The sequence below is a fragment of the Stenotrophomonas sp. GW821-FHT01H02A genome (assembly GCF_059422145.1).
This window is the reverse complement of the sequence record NZ_JBWKWI010000001.1, coordinates 423758-446823: the sequence shown is the minus strand read 5'-3', so window position 1 is coordinate 446823 and position 23066 is coordinate 423758. Positions and strand designations below refer to the sequence as shown.

Annotated in this window: 27 protein-coding genes; all 27 read right to left on the bottom strand. The window is 62.7% G+C overall.

From position 1 onward, the window contains the following. Positions 1 to 3: 3 nt before the first annotated feature. The 27 genes from rplO to rpoB all read right to left on the bottom strand — a co-directional run bounded on the left by rplO (position 4) and on the right by rpoB (position 23033). Positions 4 to 447, bottom strand: a complete 444-nt coding sequence (gene rplO, locus AC07WC_RS02095) for a 50S ribosomal protein L15 (RefSeq protein ID WP_019186161.1) — start codon at positions 445 to 447, stop codon at positions 4 to 6. A gap of 4 nt (positions 448 to 451) precedes the next feature. Then, on the bottom strand, positions 452 to 643 hold the full coding sequence (gene rpmD / locus AC07WC_RS02090) for a 50S ribosomal protein L30 (RefSeq protein WP_019186160.1): 192 nt from the start codon (positions 641 to 643) through the stop codon (positions 452 to 454). Continuing rightward, positions 636 to 1175 carry a 30S ribosomal protein S5 gene (rpsE, locus tag AC07WC_RS02085; RefSeq protein WP_019186159.1) on the bottom strand — a complete coding sequence of 180 codons (540 nt, stop codon included), beginning with the start codon at positions 1173 to 1175 and terminating at the stop codon, positions 636 to 638. Before rpsE ends, rpmD begins: the two co-directional genes overlap by 8 nt. A 158-nt stretch (positions 1176 to 1333) precedes the next feature. After that, positions 1334 to 1687, bottom strand: a complete 354-nt coding sequence (gene rplR, locus AC07WC_RS02080) for a 50S ribosomal protein L18 (RefSeq protein ID WP_495208552.1) — start codon at positions 1685 to 1687, stop codon at positions 1334 to 1336. A gap of 31 nt (positions 1688 to 1718) precedes the next feature. After that, on the bottom strand, positions 1719 to 2246 hold the full coding sequence (gene rplF / locus AC07WC_RS02075; protein WP_495208551.1) for a 50S ribosomal protein L6: 528 nt from the start codon (positions 2244 to 2246) through the stop codon (positions 1719 to 1721). Positions 2247 to 2264: 18 nt separating this feature from the next. Further along, positions 2265 to 2663 (bottom strand): 30S ribosomal protein S8, encoded by a 399-nt coding sequence (rpsH, locus tag AC07WC_RS02070; protein WP_481474655.1) that lies wholly within the window; start codon positions 2661 to 2663, stop codon positions 2265 to 2267. 241 nt (positions 2664 to 2904) lie between these two features. Continuing rightward, a complete protein-coding gene (rpsN, locus tag AC07WC_RS02065; protein ID WP_019186155.1) occupies positions 2905 to 3210 on the bottom strand; it encodes a 30S ribosomal protein S14 in 306 nt (101 codons plus the stop codon). Between the two features lie 18 nt (positions 3211 to 3228). Further along, positions 3229 to 3771: a 50S ribosomal protein L5 gene (gene rplE / locus AC07WC_RS02060; RefSeq protein ID WP_019186154.1), complete on the bottom strand. Its 543-nt coding sequence runs from the start codon at positions 3769 to 3771 to the stop codon at positions 3229 to 3231. Between the two features lie 11 nt (positions 3772 to 3782). Then, complete coding sequence (rplX, locus tag AC07WC_RS02055) at positions 3783 to 4100, bottom strand: 50S ribosomal protein L24 (protein ID WP_017355416.1); 318 nt, start codon at positions 4098 to 4100, stop codon at positions 3783 to 3785. Between the two features lie 16 nt (positions 4101 to 4116). Beyond that, positions 4117 to 4485: a 50S ribosomal protein L14 gene (gene rplN / locus AC07WC_RS02050; protein ID WP_019186153.1), complete on the bottom strand. Its 369-nt coding sequence runs from the start codon at positions 4483 to 4485 to the stop codon at positions 4117 to 4119. Between the two features lie 13 nt (positions 4486 to 4498). Beyond that, the gene (rpsQ, locus tag AC07WC_RS02045) at positions 4499 to 4768 is read right to left on the bottom strand and encodes a 30S ribosomal protein S17 (RefSeq protein ID WP_019186152.1); all 270 of its coding nucleotides are present in this window, start codon (positions 4766 to 4768) and stop codon (positions 4499 to 4501) included. An 11-nt stretch (positions 4769 to 4779) separates the two neighbouring features. Further along, positions 4780 to 4965, bottom strand: a complete 186-nt coding sequence (gene rpmC / locus AC07WC_RS02040) for a 50S ribosomal protein L29 (protein WP_019186151.1) — start codon at positions 4963 to 4965, stop codon at positions 4780 to 4782. After that, entirely contained in the window at positions 4965 to 5378 is a 414-nt protein-coding gene (rplP, locus tag AC07WC_RS02035) for a 50S ribosomal protein L16 (RefSeq protein WP_019186150.1), read from the bottom strand. The genes rpmC and rplP overlap by 1 nt, the downstream gene beginning before the upstream one ends. 5 nt (positions 5379 to 5383) lie before the next feature. Beyond that, a complete protein-coding gene (gene rpsC, locus AC07WC_RS02030) occupies positions 5384 to 6118 on the bottom strand; it encodes a 30S ribosomal protein S3 (protein ID WP_019186149.1) in 735 nt (244 codons plus the stop codon). A 17-nt stretch (positions 6119 to 6135) separates the two neighbouring features. Further along, on the bottom strand, positions 6136 to 6471 hold the full coding sequence (gene rplV, locus AC07WC_RS02025; RefSeq protein ID WP_017355410.1) for a 50S ribosomal protein L22: 336 nt from the start codon (positions 6469 to 6471) through the stop codon (positions 6136 to 6138). 12 nt (positions 6472 to 6483) lie between these two features. Beyond that, the gene (gene rpsS / locus AC07WC_RS02020) at positions 6484 to 6753 is read right to left on the bottom strand and encodes a 30S ribosomal protein S19 (RefSeq protein ID WP_019186148.1); all 270 of its coding nucleotides are present in this window, start codon (positions 6751 to 6753) and stop codon (positions 6484 to 6486) included. A 6-nt stretch (positions 6754 to 6759) separates the two neighbouring features. Further along, entirely contained in the window at positions 6760 to 7587 is an 828-nt protein-coding gene (gene rplB / locus AC07WC_RS02015; protein WP_017355408.1) for a 50S ribosomal protein L2, read from the bottom strand. Between the two features lie 10 nt (positions 7588 to 7597). Next, positions 7598 to 7897 carry a 50S ribosomal protein L23 gene (gene rplW, locus AC07WC_RS02010; protein ID WP_019186147.1) on the bottom strand — a complete coding sequence of 100 codons (300 nt, stop codon included), beginning with the start codon at positions 7895 to 7897 and terminating at the stop codon, positions 7598 to 7600. Continuing rightward, positions 7894 to 8499, bottom strand: coding sequence for a 50S ribosomal protein L4 (gene rplD, locus AC07WC_RS02005; protein ID WP_019186146.1), 606 nt, complete (start codon positions 8497 to 8499; stop codon positions 7894 to 7896). Before rplD ends, rplW begins: the two co-directional genes overlap by 4 nt. 12 nt (positions 8500 to 8511) lie before the next feature. Then, positions 8512 to 9162 (bottom strand): 50S ribosomal protein L3, encoded by a 651-nt coding sequence (gene rplC / locus AC07WC_RS02000; protein WP_019186145.1) that lies wholly within the window; start codon positions 9160 to 9162, stop codon positions 8512 to 8514. A gap of 11 nt (positions 9163 to 9173) precedes the next feature. Further along, entirely contained in the window at positions 9174 to 9485 is a 312-nt protein-coding gene (gene rpsJ / locus AC07WC_RS01995) for a 30S ribosomal protein S10 (protein WP_010341589.1), read from the bottom strand. A gap of 333 nt (positions 9486 to 9818) precedes the next feature. Further along, positions 9819 to 11009, bottom strand: coding sequence for an elongation factor Tu (gene tuf / locus AC07WC_RS01990; RefSeq protein ID WP_019186113.1), 1191 nt, complete (start codon positions 11007 to 11009; stop codon positions 9819 to 9821). A gap of 53 nt (positions 11010 to 11062) precedes the next feature. After that, positions 11063 to 13204 (bottom strand): elongation factor G, encoded by a 2142-nt coding sequence (gene fusA, locus AC07WC_RS01985; RefSeq protein WP_481451795.1) that lies wholly within the window; start codon positions 13202 to 13204, stop codon positions 11063 to 11065. A gap of 136 nt (positions 13205 to 13340) precedes the next feature. After that, positions 13341 to 13808 carry a 30S ribosomal protein S7 gene (gene rpsG / locus AC07WC_RS01980; RefSeq protein ID WP_019186122.1) on the bottom strand — a complete coding sequence of 156 codons (468 nt, stop codon included), beginning with the start codon at positions 13806 to 13808 and terminating at the stop codon, positions 13341 to 13343. A 12-nt stretch (positions 13809 to 13820) separates the two neighbouring features. After that, on the bottom strand, positions 13821 to 14195 hold the full coding sequence (rpsL, locus tag AC07WC_RS01975) for a 30S ribosomal protein S12 (protein ID WP_017356008.1): 375 nt from the start codon (positions 14193 to 14195) through the stop codon (positions 13821 to 13823). A 346-nt stretch (positions 14196 to 14541) separates the two neighbouring features. Next, positions 14542 to 18789, bottom strand: a complete 4248-nt coding sequence (gene rpoC, locus AC07WC_RS01970; RefSeq protein ID WP_495208550.1) for a DNA-directed RNA polymerase subunit beta' — start codon at positions 18787 to 18789, stop codon at positions 14542 to 14544. Between the two features lie 89 nt (positions 18790 to 18878). Further along, positions 18879 to 23033, bottom strand: a complete 4155-nt coding sequence (rpoB, locus tag AC07WC_RS01965) for a DNA-directed RNA polymerase subunit beta (RefSeq protein ID WP_266083998.1) — start codon at positions 23031 to 23033, stop codon at positions 18879 to 18881. Between the last annotated feature and the right edge of the window lie 33 nt (positions 23034 to 23066).

Sequence of the window (23066 nt, the reverse complement as noted above, 5' to 3'; positions counted from 1 at the left end):
GTCTTACTCCTGTACGCTGCCGCCGGCAGCTTCGATCGCGGCCTTGGCACTGGCCGTTGCAGCGACGCCCTTCAGGGTGAAGGCCTTGGTCAGGTCACCCTTCATGACGATCTTGGCACGCTTCGCGGTGCTCGGGACCAGCTTGGCAGCGCGCAGCGCGGCAAAGTCGATCTCGCCGGCTTCCAGGCGTTCCAGCTGGTAGGACAGCACTTCAGCGGTGTCCTTGGCGATCTTGGAACGGAAACCGACCTTCGGCAGACGACGCTGCATGGGGGTCTGGCCGCCTTCGAAGCCTGCCTTGATCTTGCCGCCACCCTTACGGGCGAACGAACCCTTGTGGCCGCGGCCGCAGGTCTTGCCCAGGCCGGAGCCGATACCACGACCGACGCGGGTGCGCTCTTTACGAGCGCCCGGTGCCGGGCTCAATTCATTCAGATGCATGGTCATTGGATTATTCCTCAACCTTGACGAGGTAGTGGACCTTGTTGATCAGGCCGCGAACCTGCGGGCTGTCCTTCAGTTCACGCACATCGTTGAGCTTGTTCAGGCCCAGGGCACGCACCGACAGGCGGTGACGCGACTGGGTGCCACGCAGGCCAGCCACCAGGCGGACCTTGACGGTCTTGACGGTTTCATTAGCCATGGTTGAGATCCTCCACCTTCTTGCCGCGCTTGGCCGCGATGCGGACCGGCGACTGCATTTCGGTCAGACCCTTCAGCGTGGCGCGAACCAGGTTGATCGGGTTGCGCGAACCGACGGCCTTGGCCAGCACGTTCTTGACACCAACGGCTTCCAGCACGGCGCGCATGGCACCGCCGGCGATCACACCGGTACCTTCCGAGGCCGGCATCATGAACACGCGGGCTGCGCCGTGGCCGGACTTCACCGGGTGCCACAGGGTGCCGTTGTTCAGATCGACGGTGGCCAGGTTCTTGCGGGCCTGCTCCATCGACTTCTGGATCGCGACCGGCACTTCACGCGCCTTGCCGTAACCGAAGCCGACCTTGCCTGCGCCGTCACCGACCACGGTCAGTGCGGTGAAGGTGAACTGGCGACCGCCCTTGACGGTCTTGCTGACGCGGTTGACCGCGACCAGCTTTTCGATCATGCCGTCGTCGACTTTCTCTTCGCGGCGATCGCGATCGCGACCCCGCTGCTGACGTTCTTCTGCCATGTTGATTCCTTGATTGATTGAGTATGTACGGCTCAGGGCCGCTTATAGCTGTGAGATGGAGCGGTGGTGCGGGCGCCCCTGCAGAAGAAGGACGTCGCCCGGCGCAACCCGCGCCGGCAGGCAGGCGGAAGCGGGGACCAGCCCCGCTTCCTTATCCCTTAGAACTGCAGGCCGCCTTCGCGGGCTGCATCAGCCAGTGCCTTGATGCGACCGTGGTAGCGGTAGCCCGAGCGGTCGAAAGCGACCTTCTCGATGCCCGCAGCCTTGGCGCGCTCGGCGACCAGCTTGCCAACCTTGGCGGCGGCGTCGCTGTTCTTGCCGTTCTTCAGGCCTTCCTTGACGTCGGCCTGGGTGGTGTTGGCCGAAGCCAGCACCTTGGAGCCATCGGCGGTGAAGACCTGGGCGTACAGGTGCTGGCCGGTGCGCAGCACCGACAGACGCGGCACGCCGAGCACACGGATGTGGGCACGGGTCGACTTGGCACGACGCAGACGAGCGATGTTCTTGTTCATGATCTTTTTCCTTGAAAGCTGAGGGCGTGAGTTACGCCTTCTTGGCTTCCTTACGAATGATGACTTCGCCGGCGTACTTCACACCCTTGCCCTTGTAGGGCTCCGGCGGACGGAAGCCACGGATCTTGGCGGCAACTTCGCCAACGCGCTGCTTGTCGGTGCCCTGGACCAGCACTTCGGTCTGGGTCGGGGTCGACAGGGTGATGCCTTCCGGCGCCACGAACACGACCGGGTGCGAGAACCCGAGCGACAGGTTCAGGTCCTTGCCCTGCATGGCAGCACGGTAACCGACGCCGACCAGCTCGAGCTTGCGCTCGAAGCCTTCGGTCACGCCGTGGACCATGTTGGCCAGGATGGCGCGCACGGTGCCGGTGAGGGCGACCAGCGAGGCATCGTTGGCGGCCAGGGTGGCAACGCCGTTGTCGACAGTGATTTCAACGCCGGCAACCTTGGTGAGCGACAGGGTGCCCTTCGGGCCCTTCACGCTGACGGATTCCGGCTGGATGTTCAGTTCAACGCCCTTGGGCAGGTTGACTGGCTTCTTGGCTACGCGGGACATAGTGGACTCCTTCTCGCCTTAGGCCACGAAGCACAGGACTTCGCCGCCGACGCCCAACTGGCGCGCCTGCGCATCAGTCATGATGCCCTTGGAGGTGGAAATGATGGCGATGCCCAGGCCGTTGAGGACCTTCGGCAGCTCGGACTTGCCGCGGTACTGACGCAGACCCGAACGCGAGAAACGCTTCAGGGTCTCGATGACCGGCTTGCCTTCGAAGTACTTCAGGACGATTTCAAGCTCGGCCTTGTTGTTCTCGATCTTGGTCACGCGCAGATCGGTGATGTAGCCTTCGGCCTTCAACACCTCTGCGATTGCCACCTTGATCTTGGACGACGGTGCTTTCACCGTCTGCTTGCCAACCGCGGCCGCATTCTTGATGCGTACCAGCAGGTCGGCGATGGGATCAGTCATGCTCATAGTCGATACCTTTGAGTGCACCGATATCCGCTTTCGCGAAAATCTTGTGTCTACCTGGGATGGGCCAGGGCCCGTCTTCACACACTGCTCACGCCTTGCGGGCGAGCAAGACGCGGGAGTATACGGCAAAAAGAGCCCGACTTGCGTCGGGCTCCCTTAATCCGGGATCAGGGCCGGTAAACCGGCCCCTCCCCCCTGCCCTGCACCGTGAAGGCGCCGGGCAGTTGAAGGGACGAATCCCTTACCAGCTGGCCTTGCGCAGGCCCGGCACGTCACCACGCATGGTGGCTTCGCGCAGCTTGTTGCGGCCCAGGCCGAACTTGCTGTACACGCCACGCGGGCGGCCCGAGAGCTCGCAACGGTTGCGGTGACGGCTCGGCGACGAGTCGCGCGGCAGCTTCTGCAGCTTGATGACGGCCTCGGCCTTTTCGTCGTACGACGCGGTCGTGCTGGAGATGATCTTCTTCAGCTCTTCACGCTTGCCGGCGTACTTGACGGCCAGCTTCGCACGCTTGAGGTCGCGGTTGACCATGGAGGTCTTTGCCATTTCGGATTCCTCGACGTATCAGTTACGGAACGGGAACTTGAACGCTGCGAGCAGCGCCTTCGCTTCCGCATCGGTCTTGGCGGTGGTGGTGATGGCGATATCCATGCCGCGGATCGCGTCGACAGCGTCGAAGTCGATTTCCGGGAAGATGATCTGTTCCTTCACACCCATGTTGAAGTTGCCGCGACCGTCGAAGGAACGACCCGAGACACCACGGAAGTCGCGCACGCGCGGCAACGAGATGTTGATCAGACGGTCCATGAACTCGTACATCTTTTCACGACGCAGCGTGGTCTTGCAGCCGATCGGCCAACCATCGCGGATCTTGAACGATGCCACCGAGACGCGGGACTTGGTCACGATCGGCTTCTGACCGGAGACCTTGGCCATGTCGGCGACGGCATTTTCCAGGATCTTCTTGTTCGTGGCCGCTTCGCCGACACCCATGTTCAGGGTGACCTTGACCAGCTTCGGAACCTGCATCGGATTGGTGTAGCCGAACTGCTTCATCAGCGCCGGCACCACTTCTTCCTTGTAAAACTTTTCGAGACGGGAATTCATCAGCTCATTCCTCAGGCGTCGAGCGCCTCACCGCTGGAGCGGAACACACGCAGTTTGCGTCCATCCTCCAGCACCTTGAAGCCAACGCGCTCGCCCTTGCCCGAAGCCGGGTTCAGCACATTCACGTTGGAGATATGGATCGAAGCTTCACGCTCGACCACGCCGCCGGCAACGCCTGCCTGCGGGTTCGGCTTGGTGTGGCGCTTGACGATGTTCACGTTGGCGACGATCACACGATCGCCGTCGACGCGGACGACTTCGCCCTGCTTGCCCTTGTCCTTGCCGGTGTTGACGACGACCTGGTCGCCCTTCTTGATACGGTTAGCCATGATTATCTCCTGGCGCTCACAGAACTTCGGGAGCGAGCGAGACGATCTTCATGAACTTCTCGGAACGAAGTTCACGGGTCACCGGTCCGAAGATGCGGGTGCCGATCGGCTCTTGCTTGTTGTTGAGCAGGACCGCGGCGTTGCCGTCGAAACGGATCAGCGAGCCATCGGCGCGACGCACACCCTTGCGGGTACGCACCACGACGGCGTCATACACTTCACCCTTCTTGACTTTGCCGCGCGGGATTGCGTCCTTCACGGTGACCTTGATGATGTCGCCGATGTGGGCATAACGGCGCTTGGAACCACCCAGCACCTTGATGCACATCAGTTCCTTGGCACCGGAGTTGTCCGCGGCGTCGAGGTAGCTCTGCATCTGGATCATGATTCAGATCTCCTTATTCAGCCGCACGCGTGATGACTTCCACCACGCGCCAGTTCTTGGTCTTGGACATCGGAGCAATCTCGGCCACGCGCACCACATCACCTTCGTTGCAGGTGTTGTCGGCGTCGTGTGCGTGCAGCTTGGTCGAACGCTTGATGTACTTGCCGTACAGGGCGTGCTTGACCAGGCGCTCCACCAACACGGTGACCGTCTTGTCCATCTTGTTGCTGACGACACGGCCTTCGACCGTGCGCAGCGTCTTGCTGTCGTTGTTATCGCTCATCGCGGCCATCCTTACTTGGTGCTGCCGAGCAGGGTCTTGACGCGAGCGATCTCGCGACGAACCCGGCGGGTTTCGTGGGTCTTCGGCAGCTGGCCAGTGACCTGCTGCATACGGAGCGAGAACTGCTCCTTACGCAGGTCGATCAGGTGGCTCTTCAGGTCGTCAGCCGACTTTTCGCGAAGTTGTTTGATATCCATCAGAGCACCGTCCGGGTCACGAAAGTGGTGGTCACGGAGAGCTTGGCGGCAGCCAGGCGGAACGCCTCACGTGCCACGTCTTCCGCGACGCCTTCGATTTCATAGATCATGCGGCCGGGCTGGATCTGGGCTACCCAGTACTCCACGTTGCCCTTACCAGAACCCATTCGGACTTCGATGGGCTTCTTGGTGATCGGCTTGTCGGGGAACACTCGGATCCACATCTTGCCGCCGCGCTTGACGTAGCGGCTGATCGAGCGGCGGGCCGCTTCGATCTGACGCGCGGTCAGCTGACCATGAGCGGTTGCCTTCAGGCCGTACTCGCCGAAGCTGACGGCGTTGCCGCTCCAGCTCAGACCATCGTTACGGCCCTTGTGTACCTTGCGGTATTTGGTTCGCTTGGGTTGCAACATTGTCGTTACCTCGCTTCACGAGCCGGGCGCGACGGACGGTCACCACGATCGCCGCGATCGTTACGATCGTTGCGCGGGGAGTCGTCCTGCTTTTCCTGGCCAACCTGGGAGAAATCGAAGACTTCGCCCTTGTAGATCCAGACCTTGATGCCGATGATGCCGTAGGTCGTCTTGGCTTCAGCGAAGCCATAGTCGATGTCGGCACGCAGCGTATGCAGCGGCACGCGGCCTTCGCGGTACCACTCCGAACGGGCGATTTCCGCGCCGTTCAAGCGGCCACCGACGTTGACCTTGATGCCCAGGGCACCGAGGCGCATCGCGTTGCCGACCGAGCGCTTCATTGCGCGGCGGAACATGATGCGACGCTCCAGCTGCTGCGCGATCGACTCGGCAACCAGCTGTGCGTCCAGCTCGGGTTTACGCACTTCGGTGACGTTGATGTGCGCCGGGACGCCCATCATCTCGCTCACTTCCTTGCGCAGCTTCTCGATGTCCTCACCGCGCTTGCCGATCACCACGCCCGGACGGGCGGTGTGGATCGTCACGCGAGCGGTCTTTGCCGGACGCTCGATCAGGATCTTGCTGATGCCGGCCTGCGCAAGCTTCTTGCGCAGCATGTCCCGCACCTTCAGGTCGGCTGCCAGATAACCAGCGAACTCGGCCTTGTTGGCGTACCACTTGGAGTTCCAGTCCTTGGAAATGCCGAGGCGGATACCAATCGGATGAACTTTATGACCCATGGTGTTTTCCTTTCCGCTTACTTGCCGGCGCCCACAACCACAGTGATGTGGCTGGTGCGCTTGAGGATGCGGGTGCCGCGGCCTTTCGCCCGCGCCATGAAACGCTTCAGGGTCGGACCTTCATCTACCATGATGGTCTGTACCTTCAGCTCGTCGACGTCGGCGCCCTGGTTGTTCTCGGCGTTTGCAATAGCCGACTCCACCACCTTCTTGATCAGGTGGGCAGCCTTCTTGTCCGAGAACTTCAGCAGGTTGACCGCACGCTCGGCCGGCAGGCCACGCACCTGGTCAGCGACCAGGCGGGCTTTCTGCGCAGAGATGCGCGCGGAGCGCAGGATTGCTTTCGCTTCCATTGTCATCTCTCCTTACTTGCCCGACTTCTTGTCACCACCGTGACCCTTGAAGGTCCGGGTGATGGCAAATTCGCCGAGCTTGTGGCCGACCATGTTCTCGTTGACGAGCACCGGAACGTGGTTCTTACCGTTATGAACGGCGATGGTGACGCCTACCATTTCCGGCAGGATCATCGAACGGCGCGACCAGGTCTTGATCGGCTTCTTGCTACCCGCAGCGGCTTCCACCTTCTTGATGAGGTGGTGATCGACAAACGGGCCCTTCTTGAGTGAACGTGCCATGGTCGATTAGCCCCTACGATCGCGGACGATGAATTGCTGGGTGCGCTTGTTATGGCGCGTCTTGTAACCCTTGGTCGGGACACCCCACGGGGTGACCGGATGCGGGTTGCCCTGGCCGGCCTTCGCCTCACCACCACCGTGCGGATGGTCAACCGGGTTCATGGCAGCACCACGAACGGTCGGGCGGACACCACGCCAGCGCTTGGCGCCAGCCTTGCCCAGCTTTTCCAGGTTGTGTTCGTCGTTACCGACTTCACCGATGGTGGCGCGGCACTCGACCGGCACCTTGCGCATTTCACCCGAGCGCAGGCGCAGGGTGGCGTAGATGCCTTCACGAGCGACGAGCTGCACGGCAGCGCCGGCGGCACGCGCGATCTGGGCACCCTTGCCCGGCTTCAGTTCGATGCCGTGGACAGTGGTACCGACCGGGATGTTGCGCAGCGGCAGGGTGTTGCCGGTCTTGATCGGCGCATCCGAACCCGCGATCACCTGGTCACCGGCCTTCAGGCCCTTCGGTGCGATGATGTAGCGGCGCTCGCCGTCGACGTAGCACAGCAGGGCGATATGGGCGGTGCGGTTCGGATCGTATTCGATGCGTTCCACGCGCGCCGGAATGCCTTCCTTGTTGCGCTTGAAGTCGATGACACGGTAGTGCTGCTTGTGACCACCACCCACGTGACGGGTGGTGATGCGGCCGTGGTGGTTACGACCACCGGACTTGCTCTGCGGCTCCAGCAGCGCGGCATGCGGCGCGCCCTTGTGCAGATCGGGCGTGACCACGCGCACGGCCGAACGGCGGCCGGGAGAAGTGGGTTTGAATTTCATCAATGGCATGGGATGTACCTCAGGCCTTGGCCGTTACATCGATGGACTGGCCATCGGCGAGACGCACGTACGCCTTGCGCCAATCGCCGCGGCGGCCGGTGCGGTTACGGAAGGACTTGTTCTTGCCCTTCACGTTCAGCACGTTGACCGACTCGACCTTGACGTCGAACAGCTGCTCGACCGCGGCCTTTACATCAGCCTTGGTGGCTTCGTTCGAAACTTCGAAGACATACTGGTTGGAATGTTCCTGCAGGCGCGCGGTCTTTTCGGAGACCCGCGGAGCGCGCAGCACGCTGAAGACTTTTTCGTTGCTGCTCATGCCAGCCACTCCTCGACCTTCTTGACCGCATCAGCGGTGATGACGACCGTGTCGGCACCGACCAGCGACACCGGGTCCAGGCCCTGCACGTCACGCACTTCCACGTAGGGAATGTTGCGGGCCGACAGGTACAGGTGCTCGGAAGCATCTTCGGTGACGATCAGCGGACGCTTGCCCACTTCCAGGCCGGCCAGCTTGGCGATCAACGACTTGGTGTTGGTCGCTTCGACATCGAAGGACTCCACGATCGTCAGACGGCCCTGGCGGTTCAGCTCGGACAGGATCGCGCACATGGCTGCACGGTACTGCTTACGGTTGACCTTCTGCTCGAAGCTGCGCGGCTTGGCCGCGAAGGTGACACCGCCGCCGATGAAGATCGGAGCCGTCAGTGCGCCATGACGCGCGCCGCCGCCCTTCTGCTTCTTCGACTTCTTGGTGGTACCAGCCACTTCAGAGCGAGTCTTCTGTGCCTTGGTGCCGGCGCGACCGGCGTTGCGGTAAGCAACGACGACCTGGTGAACCAGATCTTCGCTGAAATCGCGACCGAACACGGCATCGGAGACCGAGACCTTGTTGTTGCTACCCGTGATAACGAGTTCCATCGTCATCTCTCCTTATGCCTTGCTAGCCGGACGAACGATCACGTCACCACCCGCTGCGCCCGGAACGGCACCACGGATCGCGATCAGACCACGTTCGACATCGACCTTCACCACTTCCAGGTTCTGGGTGCTCTGCTGCACCGAACCCATGTGGCCGGACATCTTCTTACCCGGGAAAACGCGACCCGGGGTCTGGCGCTGGCCCAAGGAACCCGGCGCGCGATGCGACAGCGAGTTACCGTGGGTTGCATCGCCCATACGGAAGTTGTAGCGCTTGATGGTGCCCTGGAAGCCCTTACCCTTGGTGACACCCTGGACGTCGACCTTCTGGCCAACCTCGAAGATGTCCGCCTTGACTTCGCCGCCGACGGCGAAATCGCCGAGCTGCGCGTCTTCAACGCGGAATTCCCACAGGCCACGGCCCGCGTCGACCTTCGCCTTGGCGAAGTGACCGGCTTCCGGCTTGTTGACCAGGGCAGCGCGACGCGCGCCGACGGTCACCTGCACGGCGCTGTAGCCGTCGGCTTCGACGGTCTTGATCTGCGCGATGCGGTTCGGGGTGGCTTCAATCAGGGTTACCGGGATGGCCTGGCCATCTTCGGTGAACACGCGGCTCATGCCAGCCTTGCGGCCCACGAAGCCCAACGAATATTTCTTCGTCATGGTCGTAGTCCTCAGGTCAGCTTGATCTGAACGTCGACGCCGGCAGCCAGTTCGAGCTTCATCAGCGCGTCCACGGTCTTGTCGTTCGGGTCAACGATATCGAGCACGCGCTTGTGCGTGCGGGTCTCGTACTGGTCACGCGCGTCTTTGTCGACGTGCGGGGAGACGAGAATGGTGTAACGCTCGATCTTGGTCGGCAGGGGGATCGGGCCACGCACTTGCGCGCCGGTCCGCTTTGCCGTTTCTACGATCTCGCTGGCCGAACGGTCGATCAAACGATGATCGAACGCCTTCAGCCGAATCCGGATCTTTTGGTCCGCCATGACGGTGGGTTCCTTCGTTAAAAGAGCGACGGACAAGGCCTCTGGGTTGCCTTGCCCCATGAATATCCTGAATGCAGACGCCGCACATTCCTGCGCGGCGACAAGATCTTTCCGTAGACCTCAAAAATCGAGGCAGACCGGTCTCCCGATCTGCCCAGACAAAAAGTATAGCGCGCATACAAGTTGGCAGTCAACAGGGGTCCTGTTGACAAAGCCTGAATGGCGCGACCCTTCCTGGTCTGGGGAACACGAGGAGCATCCTGCGCCTCTTTTCCCATTTGGTTACGCCCCGATGCCCTACCCAGGCAACATCGGGGCGCAGATTCTAGCAGATTACTCGAGGATCTTGGAGACCACGCCGGCGCCGACGGTACGACCGCCTTCACGGATGGCGAAGCGCAGACCTTCGTCCATGGCCACCGGGTTGATCAGGGTGACCACCATCTTCACGTTGTCGCCCGGCATCACCATTTCCACACCTTCCGGCAGCTCGCAAGCGCCGGTGATGTCGGTGGTACGGAAGTAGAACTGCGGACGGTAACCCTTGAAGAACGGGGTGTGGCGGCCGCCTTCATCCTTGGACAGGACGTAGACTTCGGCGTCGAACTTGGTGTGCGGCTTGATCGAACCCGGCTTGGCCAGGACCTGGCCACGCTCGACGTCGTCACGCTTGGTGCCGCGCAGCAGCAGACCGGCGTTGTCGCCTGCCTGACCCTGGTCGAGCAGCTTGCGGAACATTTCCACGCCGGTCACGGTGGTCTTCTGGACCGGACGGATACCGACGATTTCGATTTCTTCGCCGACCTTGATCACGCCGCGCTCGATACGACCGGTCACCACGGTGCCGCGACCCGAGATCGAGAACACGTCTTCCACCGGCATCAGGAACGGCTTGTCGACGTCACGCTCCGGGGTCGGGATCCAGCTGTCGAGGGCTTCGACCAGCTTGATCACGGCCGGCACACCGATCTCGCTCTGGTCGCCTTCCAGCGCCAGGCGGGCCGAACCCGAGATGATCGGGGTGTCGTCGCCCGGGAAGTCGTACTTGCTCAGCAGCTCGCGGACTTCCATTTCAACCAGTTCCAGCAGCTCGGCGTCATCGACCATGTCCGCCTTGTTCAGGAAGACGACGATGTACGGCACGCCGACCTGACGCGACAGCAGGATGTGCTCGCGGGTCTGCGGCATCGGGCCGTCAGCAGCGGAGCAGACCAGGATCGCGCCGTCCATCTGGGCAGCACCGGTGATCATGTTCTTGACGTAGTCAGCATGGCCCGGGCAATCGACGTGGGCGTAGTGACGAACGGTGGATTCGTATTCGACGTGCGCGGTCGAGATCGTGATGCCACGTGCCTTTTCTTCCGGCGCGGCGTCGATCGCGGAGTAATCCTTGAATTCGCCACCGAAGCGCTCGGCACCGATCTTGGTCAGTGCAGCGGTCAGCGTGGTCTTGCCGTGATCGACGTGACCGATGGTGCCGACGTTGACGTGCGGCTTGGTGCGCTCGAACTTACCCTTTGCCATTGTTGTATACCTTGGATATCAGAAAAGAATGAGGTGGAGTCCCGAGCTTACGCTCAGGACTTCTTGACCACGGATTCGGCGATGTTCGACGGAGCCGGCTCGTAATGGTCGAACTCCATCGTGAACGTTGCACGACCCTGGGTCTGCGAACGCAGCGAGGTCGCGTAGCCGAACATTTCACCCAACGGGATCATCGCATTGATGATTTCAGCCGAACCGTCACCGGTCACGCTCGAACCCTGCAGCATGCCGCGACGACGGCTCACGTCGCCCATCACGTCACCCTGGTAATCACTCGGGGTCACGATCTCGACCTTCATGATCGGCTCCAGCAGGACCGGCTTGGCCTTGGAGAAGCCCTGCTTGAAGGCCATCGAGGCGGCCAGCTTGAACGCCATTTCCGAGGAGTCGACGTCATGGTACGAGCCGAACACCAGCTTGACCTTGACGTCCACGACCGGGAAGCCCGCCAGCGGACCGCTGGTGATGGTTTCGCGCAGACCCTTTTCGATTGACGGAATGAATTCCTTCGGAATCACGCCACCGGTGATGTCGTTGATGAACAGGAAGTCGTCCTTGATCAGCGGCCCGATCTTCGGGTCGGCACGATCTTCGGCGGTGATCGGCGACAGCTCGATCACGACGTGACCGTACTGACCCTTACCACCGGACTGCTTGGCGTGCTTGTAGTCCGACTTGACGTCCGCGGCCTGGATGGTTTCGCGGTACGCAACCTGCGGCTTGCCGACGTTGGCTTCAACGTTGAACTCGCGCTTCATGCGGTCGACGATGATGTCCAGGTGCAGCTCGCCCATGCCCGAGATGATGGTCTGGCCGGATTCTTCGTCGGTCTTGACGCGGAACGACGGATCTTCCTGGGCCAGACGGCCGAGGGCCAGACCCATCTTTTCCTGGTCGGACTTGGTCTTCGGTTCGACGGCCATCGAGATGACCGGCTCCGGGAACACCATGCGCTCCAGGATGATCGGATGGTCCTGCGAGCACAGGGTGTCACCGGTGGTGGTGTCCTTCAGACCCACCGCGGCGGCGATGTCACCGGCCAGCACTTCCTTGATTTCTTCGCGATCGTTGGAGTGCATCTGCAGGATGCGACCGATGCGCTCCTTCTTGCCCTTCACCGAGTTCAGCAGCTGGTCGCCGGCGTTCAGCGTGCCCGAGTAGACACGGAAGAAGGTCAGCGCGCCGACGAACGGATCGGTGATGATCTTGAAGGCCAGGGCCGAGAACGGCGCCTTGTCATCGGACTTGCGGCTCAGGGCGACGGTTTCATCGTCGACGTCGGTACCGGTCACGTCCGGCACGTCGATCGGCGACGGCAGCAGCTGCACCACGCCGTCCAGCATGGCCTGCACGCCCTTGTTCTTGAACGCCGAGCCGCAGTACATCGGCACGATGTCGGTGGCCAGGGTGCGCACGCGCAGGGCTTCGACGATTTCGGCCTCGGTCAGCTCTTCGCCGCCCAGGTACTTTTCCATCAGCTCTTCGCTGGCTTCAGCCGCGGCTTCGATCATGTAGGTGCGGGCCTCTTCGGCCTCCGCCTGCATGTCCGCCGGGATCTCCAGGTACTCGAACTTCATGCCCTGCGAGGCCTCATCCCAATGGATGGCCTTCATCTTGATCAGGTCGACGACGCCCTTGAAGTTGTCTTCAGCGCCGATCGGCAGCTGCATCGGCACGGCGACGGCACCCAGCTTGGCCTTCAGCTGGCCAACGACCTTGGTGAAGTTCGCACCGGTGCGGTCCATCTTGTTGACGAACGCAATGCGCGGCACCTTGTAACGGTTGGCCTGGCGCCACACGGTTTCCGACTGCGGCTGCACGCCACCGACGGCGCACAGCACGAAGACGGCACCGTCGAGCACGCGCAGCGAGCGCTCCACTTCGATGGTGAAGTCGACGTGTCCGGGGGTGTCGATGATGTTGAAGCGATGCTCCGGCAGGGACTTGTCCATGCCCTTCCAGAACGCGGTGGTGGCAGCGGACTGGATCGTGATGCCACGCTCCTGCTCCTGCTCCATCCAGTCCATGGTGGCAGCGCCGTCGTGCACTTCACCGATCTTGTGGCTCTTGCCGGTGTAGAACAGGATGCGCTCGGACGTGGTGGTCTTGCCGGCATCGATGTGGGCCATGATGCCGAAATTGCGGTAACGCTCGATGGGAGTGGTGCGGGCCACGGGAGCCTCTCAATTTCTTGGAATTCGGATGGCCGAACGCCGCCTTTCGGCGGCCTTCGGATTGGCGCGGCACCCCAGGTGCCGCGGGGCAGCACCTAGATGGTGCTGCCGTGCCTGTTTTGCAAGGCCGTCAAACTCACCAGCGGTAGTGCGCGAAGGCCTTGTTGGCTTCGGCCATGCGGTGGGTTTCTTCGCGCTTCTTGATGGCGCCACCACGATTTTCCGAGGCGTCCAGCAGTTCGGCAGCCAGCTTCTTCGGCATGGTGTTCTCACCACGCTTGCGCGCCGAGTCGATCAGCCAACGCATGGCCAGGGCCATCTTGCGCGACGAACGCACTTCGACCGGCACCTGGTAGGTGGCACCACCGACACGGCGGGACTTGACTTCGACCGACGGAGCCACGTTTTCCAGAGCCTTCTGCACCAGCTCGACGGAATTCGGGTTCTTTTCACCGATCACGTCCATGGCACCGTAGACGATCTTTTCAGCGACCGATTTCTTGCCGCTCAGCATCACCATGTTGATGAAACGAGCGATGGTTTCACTTCCGTGCTTCGGATCCGGCAGGACAGAGCGCTGCGGCGTATTACCTTTACGAGACATGTGTACTTTCCCTTAGCTCTTCGGACGCTTGGCGCCGTACTTGGAACGGCCCTGGCGACGCTTGGCAACGCCGGAGGCGTCCAGCGAGCCACGCACGGTGTGGTAACGCACACCCGGCAGATCCTTGACGCGACCGCCACGGATCAGGACCACGGAGTGCTCCTGCAGGTTGTGGCCTTCGCCGCCGATGTAGCTAATCACTTCTTCCTGGTTGGTCAGGCGAACCTTGGCAACCTTGCGAAGCGCCGAGTTCGGCTTCTTCGGAGTGGTGGTGTACACGCGCGTGCAGACGCCACGGCGCTGGGGGCACTTATCGAGGGCCGGGGAGGCACTCTTATAAGTGGTTGCCTGCCGCGGCTTGCGGACAAGCTGATTGATCGTCGCCATCAGTATGTTCTTCTGAGAGAGGCCAATGAAAAGACTGGCCATGAATGCGGAAATGTGCGAGCAGGCGAAAGACCGGCCTGCTGAGACAGACGATTGTAGCAACCCGGCGAAAACGCAGTCAAATGCGCACGCGCCAAGCCAGCCCTGATCCCGGGCCGTTACAGGGGAGCCTTTTCCATGCCCCCCGTTCAGGTTGTCAAGCCGGTCCGTTGAAAGACCGGCGGGCATCCTACCTCATCGGCAGGCAGACGACCAGTGGCCGGTGCCTGCAGATTTACCGGGAGGGCCACCGACCAGCGTCGGCGCCCTGCCCTGCCGCGGGCCCGGCCGGAGCCGGGCCTGCGTATTACTCGTCGCTGTCCGGAGCCTGTTCAGCTTCGGTCGACTCCACCGCCACGGCGGCCACCGGGGCCACTTCGGCCACGGCCGGCGCACCGCCGGACAGGGTCTGCATTTCCGAGTCGGTCAGCCCGGAGGCGTTGCGACGACGGTTGGCGTGGTACGCCAGGCCGGTACCGGCCGGGATCAGACGGCCGACGATGACGTTTTCCTTCAGGCCGCGCAGGTTGTCCGAGGTGCCGCGAACGGCCGCTTCGGTCAGCACGCGGGTGGTTTCCTGGAACGACGCCGCCGAGATGAACGACTCGGTCGCCAGCGAGGCCTTGGTGATGCCCAGCAGGACCGGATCGAAACGGGCCGGCAGCTCGTTGCGGGTGGCCAGGCGGGCATTTTCCTCGATGACGCGCTGGCGCTCGGCCTGCTCGCCATTCAGGAACTTGCTGGTGCCCTGGTCGGTGATCTCGACCTTGCGCAGCATCTGGCGGGTGATCACCTCGATGTGCTTGTCGTTGATCTTCACGCCCTGCAGGCGGTACACGTCCTGGATTTCCTTGACCAGGTAGGCCGCCAGCGGTTCGACACCCAGCAGACGCAGGATGTCCTGCGGGCTCGGCTCGCCGTCCACGATGGTTTCGCCCTTGGTCACGTGCTCGCCTTCGAACACGATCACCTGACGGTACTTCGGGATCAGCTCTTCGTGTTCCGAACCATCGGTGTCCTTGATGATCAGGCGCTGCTTGCCCTTGGTGTCCTTGCCGAAGCTGATGATGCCCGAACGCTCGGCCAGGATCGCCGGATCCTTCGGCTTGCGTGCTTCGAACAGATCGGCGACGCGCGGCAGACCACCGGTGATGTCGCGGGTCTTGGACGCTTCCTGCGGGATCTTGGCGACCACGTCACCCACGCCGACGGCGGCGCCGTCCTGCAGGTTGACGATGGAGCGCGGCGGCAGCAGGTACTGCGCCGGCAGATCCGTGTTCGGGATGGTCAGATCGTTGCCGTTCTTGTCCACGATGCGCACGATCGGGCGCAGGTCCTTCGCCTGCGAACCACGACGCTTCGGATCGGTGATTTCACGCGATGCCAGGCCGGTCAGTTCGTCGGTCTTCTCGATGACGGTGACGCCGTCGATGAAGTCGATGAAGCGGATGAAACCCGCCACTTCCGACACGATCGGGTGGTTATGCGGGTCCCAGTTGGCCACGGTCTGGCCAGCCTTGACCGCATCGCCGTCCTTGGACGTGATGGTCGCGCCGTACGGCAGCTTGTAACGCTCACGCTCACGGCCATGGGCATCGAGCACCGACATTTCGCCCGAACGCGAGACCGCCACCAGCGAACCGCTGGCGTGCTCGACCGACTTCAGGTTGTTGAACTTCACCGAACCGGTGGTCTTGACGGTGATGTTGTCGACCGCAGCCGCTCGCGACGCCGCACCACCGATGTGGAACGTACGCATGGTGAGCTGGGTACCCGGCTCACCGATCGACTGCGCGGCGATGACGCCGACCGCTTCGCCGATGTTGACGATGTGGCCACGGGCCAGATCGCGGCCGTAGCAGTGTGCGCAGACGCCGAACGGCGAGGCGCAGCTGATGGTCGAACGGACCTTGACCGACTGCACCGACGCGTCTTCCAGCTTGGCCACCCAGGCTTCGTCGAGCAGGGTGTTGCGGGTCACGATCGGATCTTCGTCGTTGCCCGGCAGGAACACGTCCTCGGCCACGACACGACCCAGCACGCGGTCCTTCAACGGCTCCACGACGTCGCCGCCTTCCACGATCGGGGTCATGGTCAGGCCTTCGGTGGTACCGCAATCCACTTCGGTGATGACCACGTCCTGCGCCACGTCAACCAGACGACGGGTCAGGTAACCCGAGTTCGCCGTCTTCAGCGCGGTATCGGCCAGACCCTTACGGGCACCGTGGGTGGAGTTGAAGTACTCCTGCACGTTCAGGCCTTCACGGAAGTTCGCCTTGATGGGCGTTTCGATGATCGAGCCATCCGGACGCGCCATCAGGCCGCGCATACCGGCCAGCTGACGGATCTGCGCCTGCGAACCACGCGCACCGGAGTCGGCCATGATGTACAGCGAGTTCATCGACTTCTGGTCGATGGTCTCGCCTTCGGCATTGACGACCTTCTCGGTACCGATGGTGTCCATCATCGCCTTGGCGATGCGCTCATTGGTACGCGACCAGATGTCGACCACCTTGTTGTAGCGCTCGCCGGCGGTGACCAGGCCCGACTGGTACTGCTCCTGGATTTCCAGCACTTCGGCTTCCGCCTCGGTGAGGATGCCCTTCTTCTCGTCCGGGATCAGCATGTCGTCGATGCCGATCGACACGCCGGCGCGGGTTGCGTAGGCGAAGCCGGTGTACATCAGCTTGTCGGCGAACACGACCGTGTCCTTCAAGCCCAGCTGACGGTAGCTGGAGTTGATCAGGCGGCTGATGTTCTTCTTGGTCAGCTCGGTGTTGGCCAGCGCGAACGGCAGGCCTTCCGGCAGGATTTCAGCCAGCAGGGCGCGACCGATCGTGGTGTCCACGATCGAGGTCTTGTTCTGCTTGTTGCCTTCCTCGTCGGTCACCACTTCGGTGATGCGGACCTTGACGCGCGCGTGCAGTTCCACCACGCGGTTGTCGTAGGCGCGCTTGACTTCGGCGATGTTGGCGAAGGCCATGCCCTCGCCCTTCTTGTTCACCAGCGAGCGGGTCATGTAGTACAGACCCAGCACGACGTCCTGCGACGGCACGATGATCGGCTCGCCGTTGGCCGGCGACAGGATGTTGTTGGTGGACATCATCAGCGCACGCGCTTCCAGCTGGGCTTCCAGCGAGAGCGGCACGTGGACGGCCATCTGGTCACCGTCGAAGTCGGCGTTGAACGCGGTGCAGACCAGCGGATGCAGCTGGATGGCCTTGCCTTCGATCAGGACCGGCTCGAAGGCCTGGATGCCCAGACGGTGCAGGGTCGGCGCACGGTTCAGCATCACCGGATGTTCGCGGATGACCTCTTCCAGGATGTCCCAGACTTCGGCTTCTTCGCGCTCGACCAGCTTCTTGGCGGCCTTGATGGTGGTGGCCAGGCCACGACGCTGCAGCTTGGCGAACACGAACGGCTTGAACAGCTCAAGCGCCATCTTCTTCGGCAGGCCGCACTGGTGCAGGCGCAGGTACGGACCGACCACGATGACCGAACGGCCCGAGTAGTCCACGCGCTTGCCCAGCAGGTTCTGGCGGAAGCGGCCCTGCTTGCCCTTGATCATGTCGGCCAGCGACTTCAGCGGGCGCTTGTTGGTGCCGGTGATGGCACGGCCGCGACGGCCGTTGTCCAGCAGCGCATCGACCGATTCCTGCAGCATGCGCTTTTCATTGCGCACGATGATGTCCGGCGCGTTCAGCTCGAGCAGGCGGCGCAGGCGGTTGTTGCGGTTGATGACGCGGCGGTACAGGTCGTTCAGATCGGAGGTCGCGAAGCGGCCACCATCCAGCGGCACCAGCGGACGCAGGTCCGGCGGCAGCACCGGCAGCACGGTCATGACCATCCACTCCGGACGGTTGCCCGACTCGAGGAAGGCCTCGACCAGCTTGATCCGCTTGGTCAGTCGCTTGAGCTTGGTTTCCGAACCGGTGCTGGCGATTTCTTCGCGCAGGCGGGTCATTTCCGACTGCAGGTCGATGGTGCGCAGCAGTTCGTACACGGCCTCGGCGCCCATGGCGGCATCGAAGTCGTCGCCGTGTTCCTGGCGGGCCTGCAGGTACTGTTCTTCGGTCAGCAGCTGGCGGCGCTCCAGGGCGGTCAGGCCCGGCTCGGTCACCACGTAGGCTTCGAAGTACAGCACGCGCTCGATGTCACGCAGGGTCATGTCCAGCATCAGGCCGATGCGCGACGGCAGCGACTTGAGGAACCAGATGTGCGCGACCGGCGAGGCCAGGTCGATGTGGCCCATGCGCTCGCGGCGCACCTTGGCCAGGGTGACTTCGGTGCCGCACTTTTCGCAGACCACGCCGCGGTGCTTCATGCGCTTGTACTTGCCGCACAGGCACTCGTAGTCCTTGACCGGTCCGAAGATCGCGGCGCAGAACAGGCCGTCACGTTCCGGCTTGAACGTACGGTAGTTGATGGTTTCCGGCTTCTTCACTTCGCCGAAGGACCACGAACGGATCAGGTCCGGCGAGGCCAGCGCGATCTTGATCGCGTCGAAGTCCAGCGTCTGGCGCTGCTGGTTGAAGAGGTTGAGCAAGTCTTTCATGGTGTTTCTCCGAAAGGAGGAAATCTTGTCGATGGGGCTGTCGGTTCAGATGTGGCGGCGCGGCTGCCGGGGCAGCCGCGCCTGCGCGATCAGTTGCCGTCCAGTTCCATGTTGATGGCCAGCGAGCGGATTTCCTTCACGAGCACGTTGAAGGATTCCGGCATGCCCGCGACCATCTCGTGCTCACCGTCGACGATGTTCTTGTACATCTGGTTGCGGCCCTGCACGTCATCGGACTTCACCGTCAGCATTTCCTGCAGGGTGTAGGCCGCGCCGTAGGCTTCCAGCGCCCAGACTTCCATTTCACCGAAGCGCTGGCCACCGAACTGCGCCTTGCCGCCCAGCGGCTGCTGGGTGACGAGCGAGTACGGGCCGGTCGAACGGGCGTGCATCTTGTCGTCGACCAGGTGGTTCAGCTTCAGGTAGTGCATGTAGCCCACGGTGGTGTGGCGATCGAATGCCTCACCGGTGCGGCCGTCATACAGCTGGGTCTGGCCGCTCAGCGGCAGGTCGGCCAAGGCAAGCATGTGCTTGATCTCGGCTTCGGTCGCACCGTCGAACACCGGCGTTGCCATCGGCACGCCGTCGGTCAGGTTGGCGGCCAGGCGCAGCAGCTCCTCGTCGCTGAACTGGGTCAGGTCGACGTGGTTGGCGTGCTGGGTCTTGTCGTGGTTGTAGACATCGTCCAGGAACTTGCGCAGGTCGTTGATCGCGGCCTGGGCTTCCAGCATGCCCTGGATCTTCCGACCCAGGCCCTTGGCGGCCCAGCCCAGATGCACTTCCAGAATCTGCCCGATGTTCATACGCGACGGCACGCCCAGCGGGTTCAGCACGATGTCCACGGTCTCGCCCGAGGCCATGTACGGCATGTCTTCGACCGGCACCACGTTGGAGACCACACCCTTGTTGCCGTGGCGGCCTGCCATCTTGTCACCCGGCTGGATGCGACGCTTCACGGCCAGGAACACCTTGACCATCTTCAGCACGCCCGGGGCCAGATCGTCGCCCGCGGTGATCTTGCCGCGCTTGTCGGCGAAGCGACGCTCGAATTCCTTCTCGTGCGCCTGGATCTGCTTCTGGGCGCGTTCGATGGCTTCGGAGGCGTCCTCGTCCTTCATGCGCAGCACGAACCAGTCCGCCTTCTTCAGGCCGTCCAGGTAGGCGTCGGTAACGGTGTCGCCCTTCTTCAGGTTGGCACCGCCGTTGACCACCTTGCCGACGATCTGCGAACGCAGACGGGCGTAGATGGCACCTTCCAGGATCCGGAACTGGTCGTCGAAGTCCTTCTTGACGCGCTTGATTTCAGACTCTTCGATCTGACGGGCGCGCTTGTCCTTCTCGATGCCATCGCGGGTGAAGACCTGCACGTCGATGACGGTGCCGTCCATGCCCGGCGGCACGCGCAGCGAGCTGTCCTTCACGTCCGAGGCCTTCTCACCGAAGATCGCGCGCAGCAGCTTCTCTTCCGGGGTCAGCTGGCTTTCGCCCTTCGGGGTGACCTTGCCGACCATGATGTCGCCGGCGCGCACTTCCGCACCGATGTACACCACGCCCGACTCGTCCAGACGGTTCAGCGCCTGCTCGGACACGTTCGGGATGTCGGCGGAGATTTCCTCCGGCCCCAGCTTGGTGTCACGCGCGACGCAGGTCAGCTCTTCGATGTGGATCGTGGTGTAACGATCCTCTTCCACCACGCGCTCGGAGAGCAGGATGGAGTCTTCGAAGTTGTAGCCGTTCCACGGCATGAAGGCGATCAGCATGTTCTGGCCCAGGGCCAGTTCGCCGATGTCGGTGGACGGACCGTCAGCCAGCACGTCGCCACGCGCCACCACGTTGCCCACTTCCACCAGCGGACGCTGGTTGATGCAGGTGTTCTGGTTGGAGCGGGTGTACTTGATCAGGTTGTAGATATCCACGCCGGCGTCGGTCGCGTCGGTGATCTCCACTTCGTTGACCTTGACCACGATGCGGCCGGCGTCGATCTGCACGATCTCGCCGCCACGACGGGCGTTCACGGTCACACCCGAGTCACGGGCCACGGCGCGTTCGATACCGGTACCCACCAGCGGCTTCTGGGCACGCAGGGTCGGCACGGCCTGACGCTGCATGTTGGCGCCCATCAGTGCGCGGTTGGCGTCATCGTGCTCCAGGAACGGGACGAGCGCGGCAGCGATCGACACGGTCTGCATCGGCGAGACGTCCATGAAGTGGACTTCCGCCGGCGGCTTGAGCAGCGACTCACCCTGGAAGCGGCACGGTACGAACTGCTCGGTGAGCATGCTCTTGGCATCGGTCAGGGCGTTGGCCTGGGCGATGACGTACTCGTTCTCTTCGATGGCCGACAGGAATTCGATCTCGTCGGAGACCTTGCCGTCGGCGACCTTGCGGTACGGGGTTTCCAGGAAGCCGTACTGGTTGGTGCGGGCGTACACGGCCAGCGAGTTGATCAGGCCGATGTTCGGGCCTTCCGGCGTTTCGATGGTGCAGACGCGGCCGTAATGGGTCGGATGCACGTCGCGCACTTCGAAGCCGGCGCGTTCGCGGGTCAGGCCGCCCGGGCCCAGGGCCGAGACGCGACGCTTGTGCGTCACTTCCGACAGCGGGTTGTTCTGATCCATGAACTGGGACAGCTGCGAGGAGCCGAAGAACTCCTTGATGGCAGCGGCGACCGGCTTGGCGTTGATCAGCTCCTGCGGGGTCAGGCCTTCGGATTCAGCCATCGACAGGCGCTCCTTGACCGCGCGCTCGACGCGGACCAGGCCCACGCGGAACACGTTCTCGGCCATTTCACCGACCGAACGCACGCGACGGTTGCCCAGGTGATCGATGTCATCGACCACGCCGCGACCGTTGCGGATCTCGGTCAGGACCTTGATCACGTCCAGGATGTCGGAGGTATCGGCGTGCTCGGCGACCAGGCGCTTGGACTCTTCGTCGTTGCGCTCACCGAAGTACTTGCGGTCGTACAGCACGGCTTCGCCGGTGACTTCCTTGCGGCCGACACGACGGTTGAACTTCATGCGGCCGACCGTGGACAGGTCGTAGCGCTCGAAGGTGAAGAACAGGTTGTGGAACAGATTCTGCGCGGCGTCCTTGGTCGGCGGCTCGCCCGGACGCATCATGCGGTAGATCTCGACCAGGGCTTCCAGCTGGGTCTTGGTCGGATCGATGCGCAGGGTGTTGGACAGGTACGGGCCACGATCCAGATCGTTCACCCACAGGGTGCCCACGGCATCCACGCCGGCCTTGCGGAAGGCCTGCAGCTGCTCGTCGGTGATTTCGTCGTTGGCCTGGGCCAGCAGCTCACCGGTGTTCGCATCGACCACGTCGTGCGACAGGATGCGGCCGACCATGTACTCGTCCGGCACGGCCAGCGCGGCAATGCCCGAGGCTTCCAGCTGCTTGACGTGGCGCGCGGTGATGCGCTTGCCGGCTTCCACGATGACCTTGTCACCGTCGGCCAGGTCGAAGTTCAGGGTCTCGCCACGCAGGCGCTCGGAGACCAGCTCCAGCTGCACGCCTTCATCGGGGTTGATGTGGAACGTGTTGATCTCGAAGAACTCGGCCAGCATCTCTTCGTTGCTGTAGCCCAGCGCACGCAGCAGGATCGAGACCGGCAGCTTGCGGCGACGGTCGATACGGGTGAACAGGGCGTCCTTCGGGTCGAACTCGAAGTCCAGCCAGGAGCCGCGGTACGGGATGATGCGGGCGCTGTACAGCAGCTTGCCCGAGCTGTGGGTCTTGCCACGGTCGTGGTCGAAGAACACGCCCGGCGAACGGTGCAGCTGCGAGACGATCACGCGCTCGGTACCGTTCACGATGAAGGTGCCGTTGTCGGTCATCAGCGGGATTTCGCCGAGATAGACTTCCTGCTCCTTCACGTACTTGATGGCCTTGGTCGACGACTCGCGGTCGTAGATCACCAGGCGCACGGTCACGCGCAGCGGCGCGCCGTAGCTCATGCCACGCTGACGGCACTCGCGCTCGTCGAACACGGGGTCGCCGAGCTTGTAGCCGACGTATTCCAGGGCGGCATTGCCGCTGTAGCTGGAAATCGGGAACACCGACTTCAGGGCCGCATGCAGGCCGTGGTCCGTGCGCTTGGCCGGATCGACGTTTTCCTGCAGGAATTCACGATAGGAATCGACCTGGATGGCAAGCAGGAACGGCACTTCGAGGATCGAGCGCTGCTTGCCGAAATCCTTGCGGATACGCTTCTTTTCGGTGAACGAATAAGACGTCATGAGGTATCACCTTGGCTGTGCGGATCGTGCGTC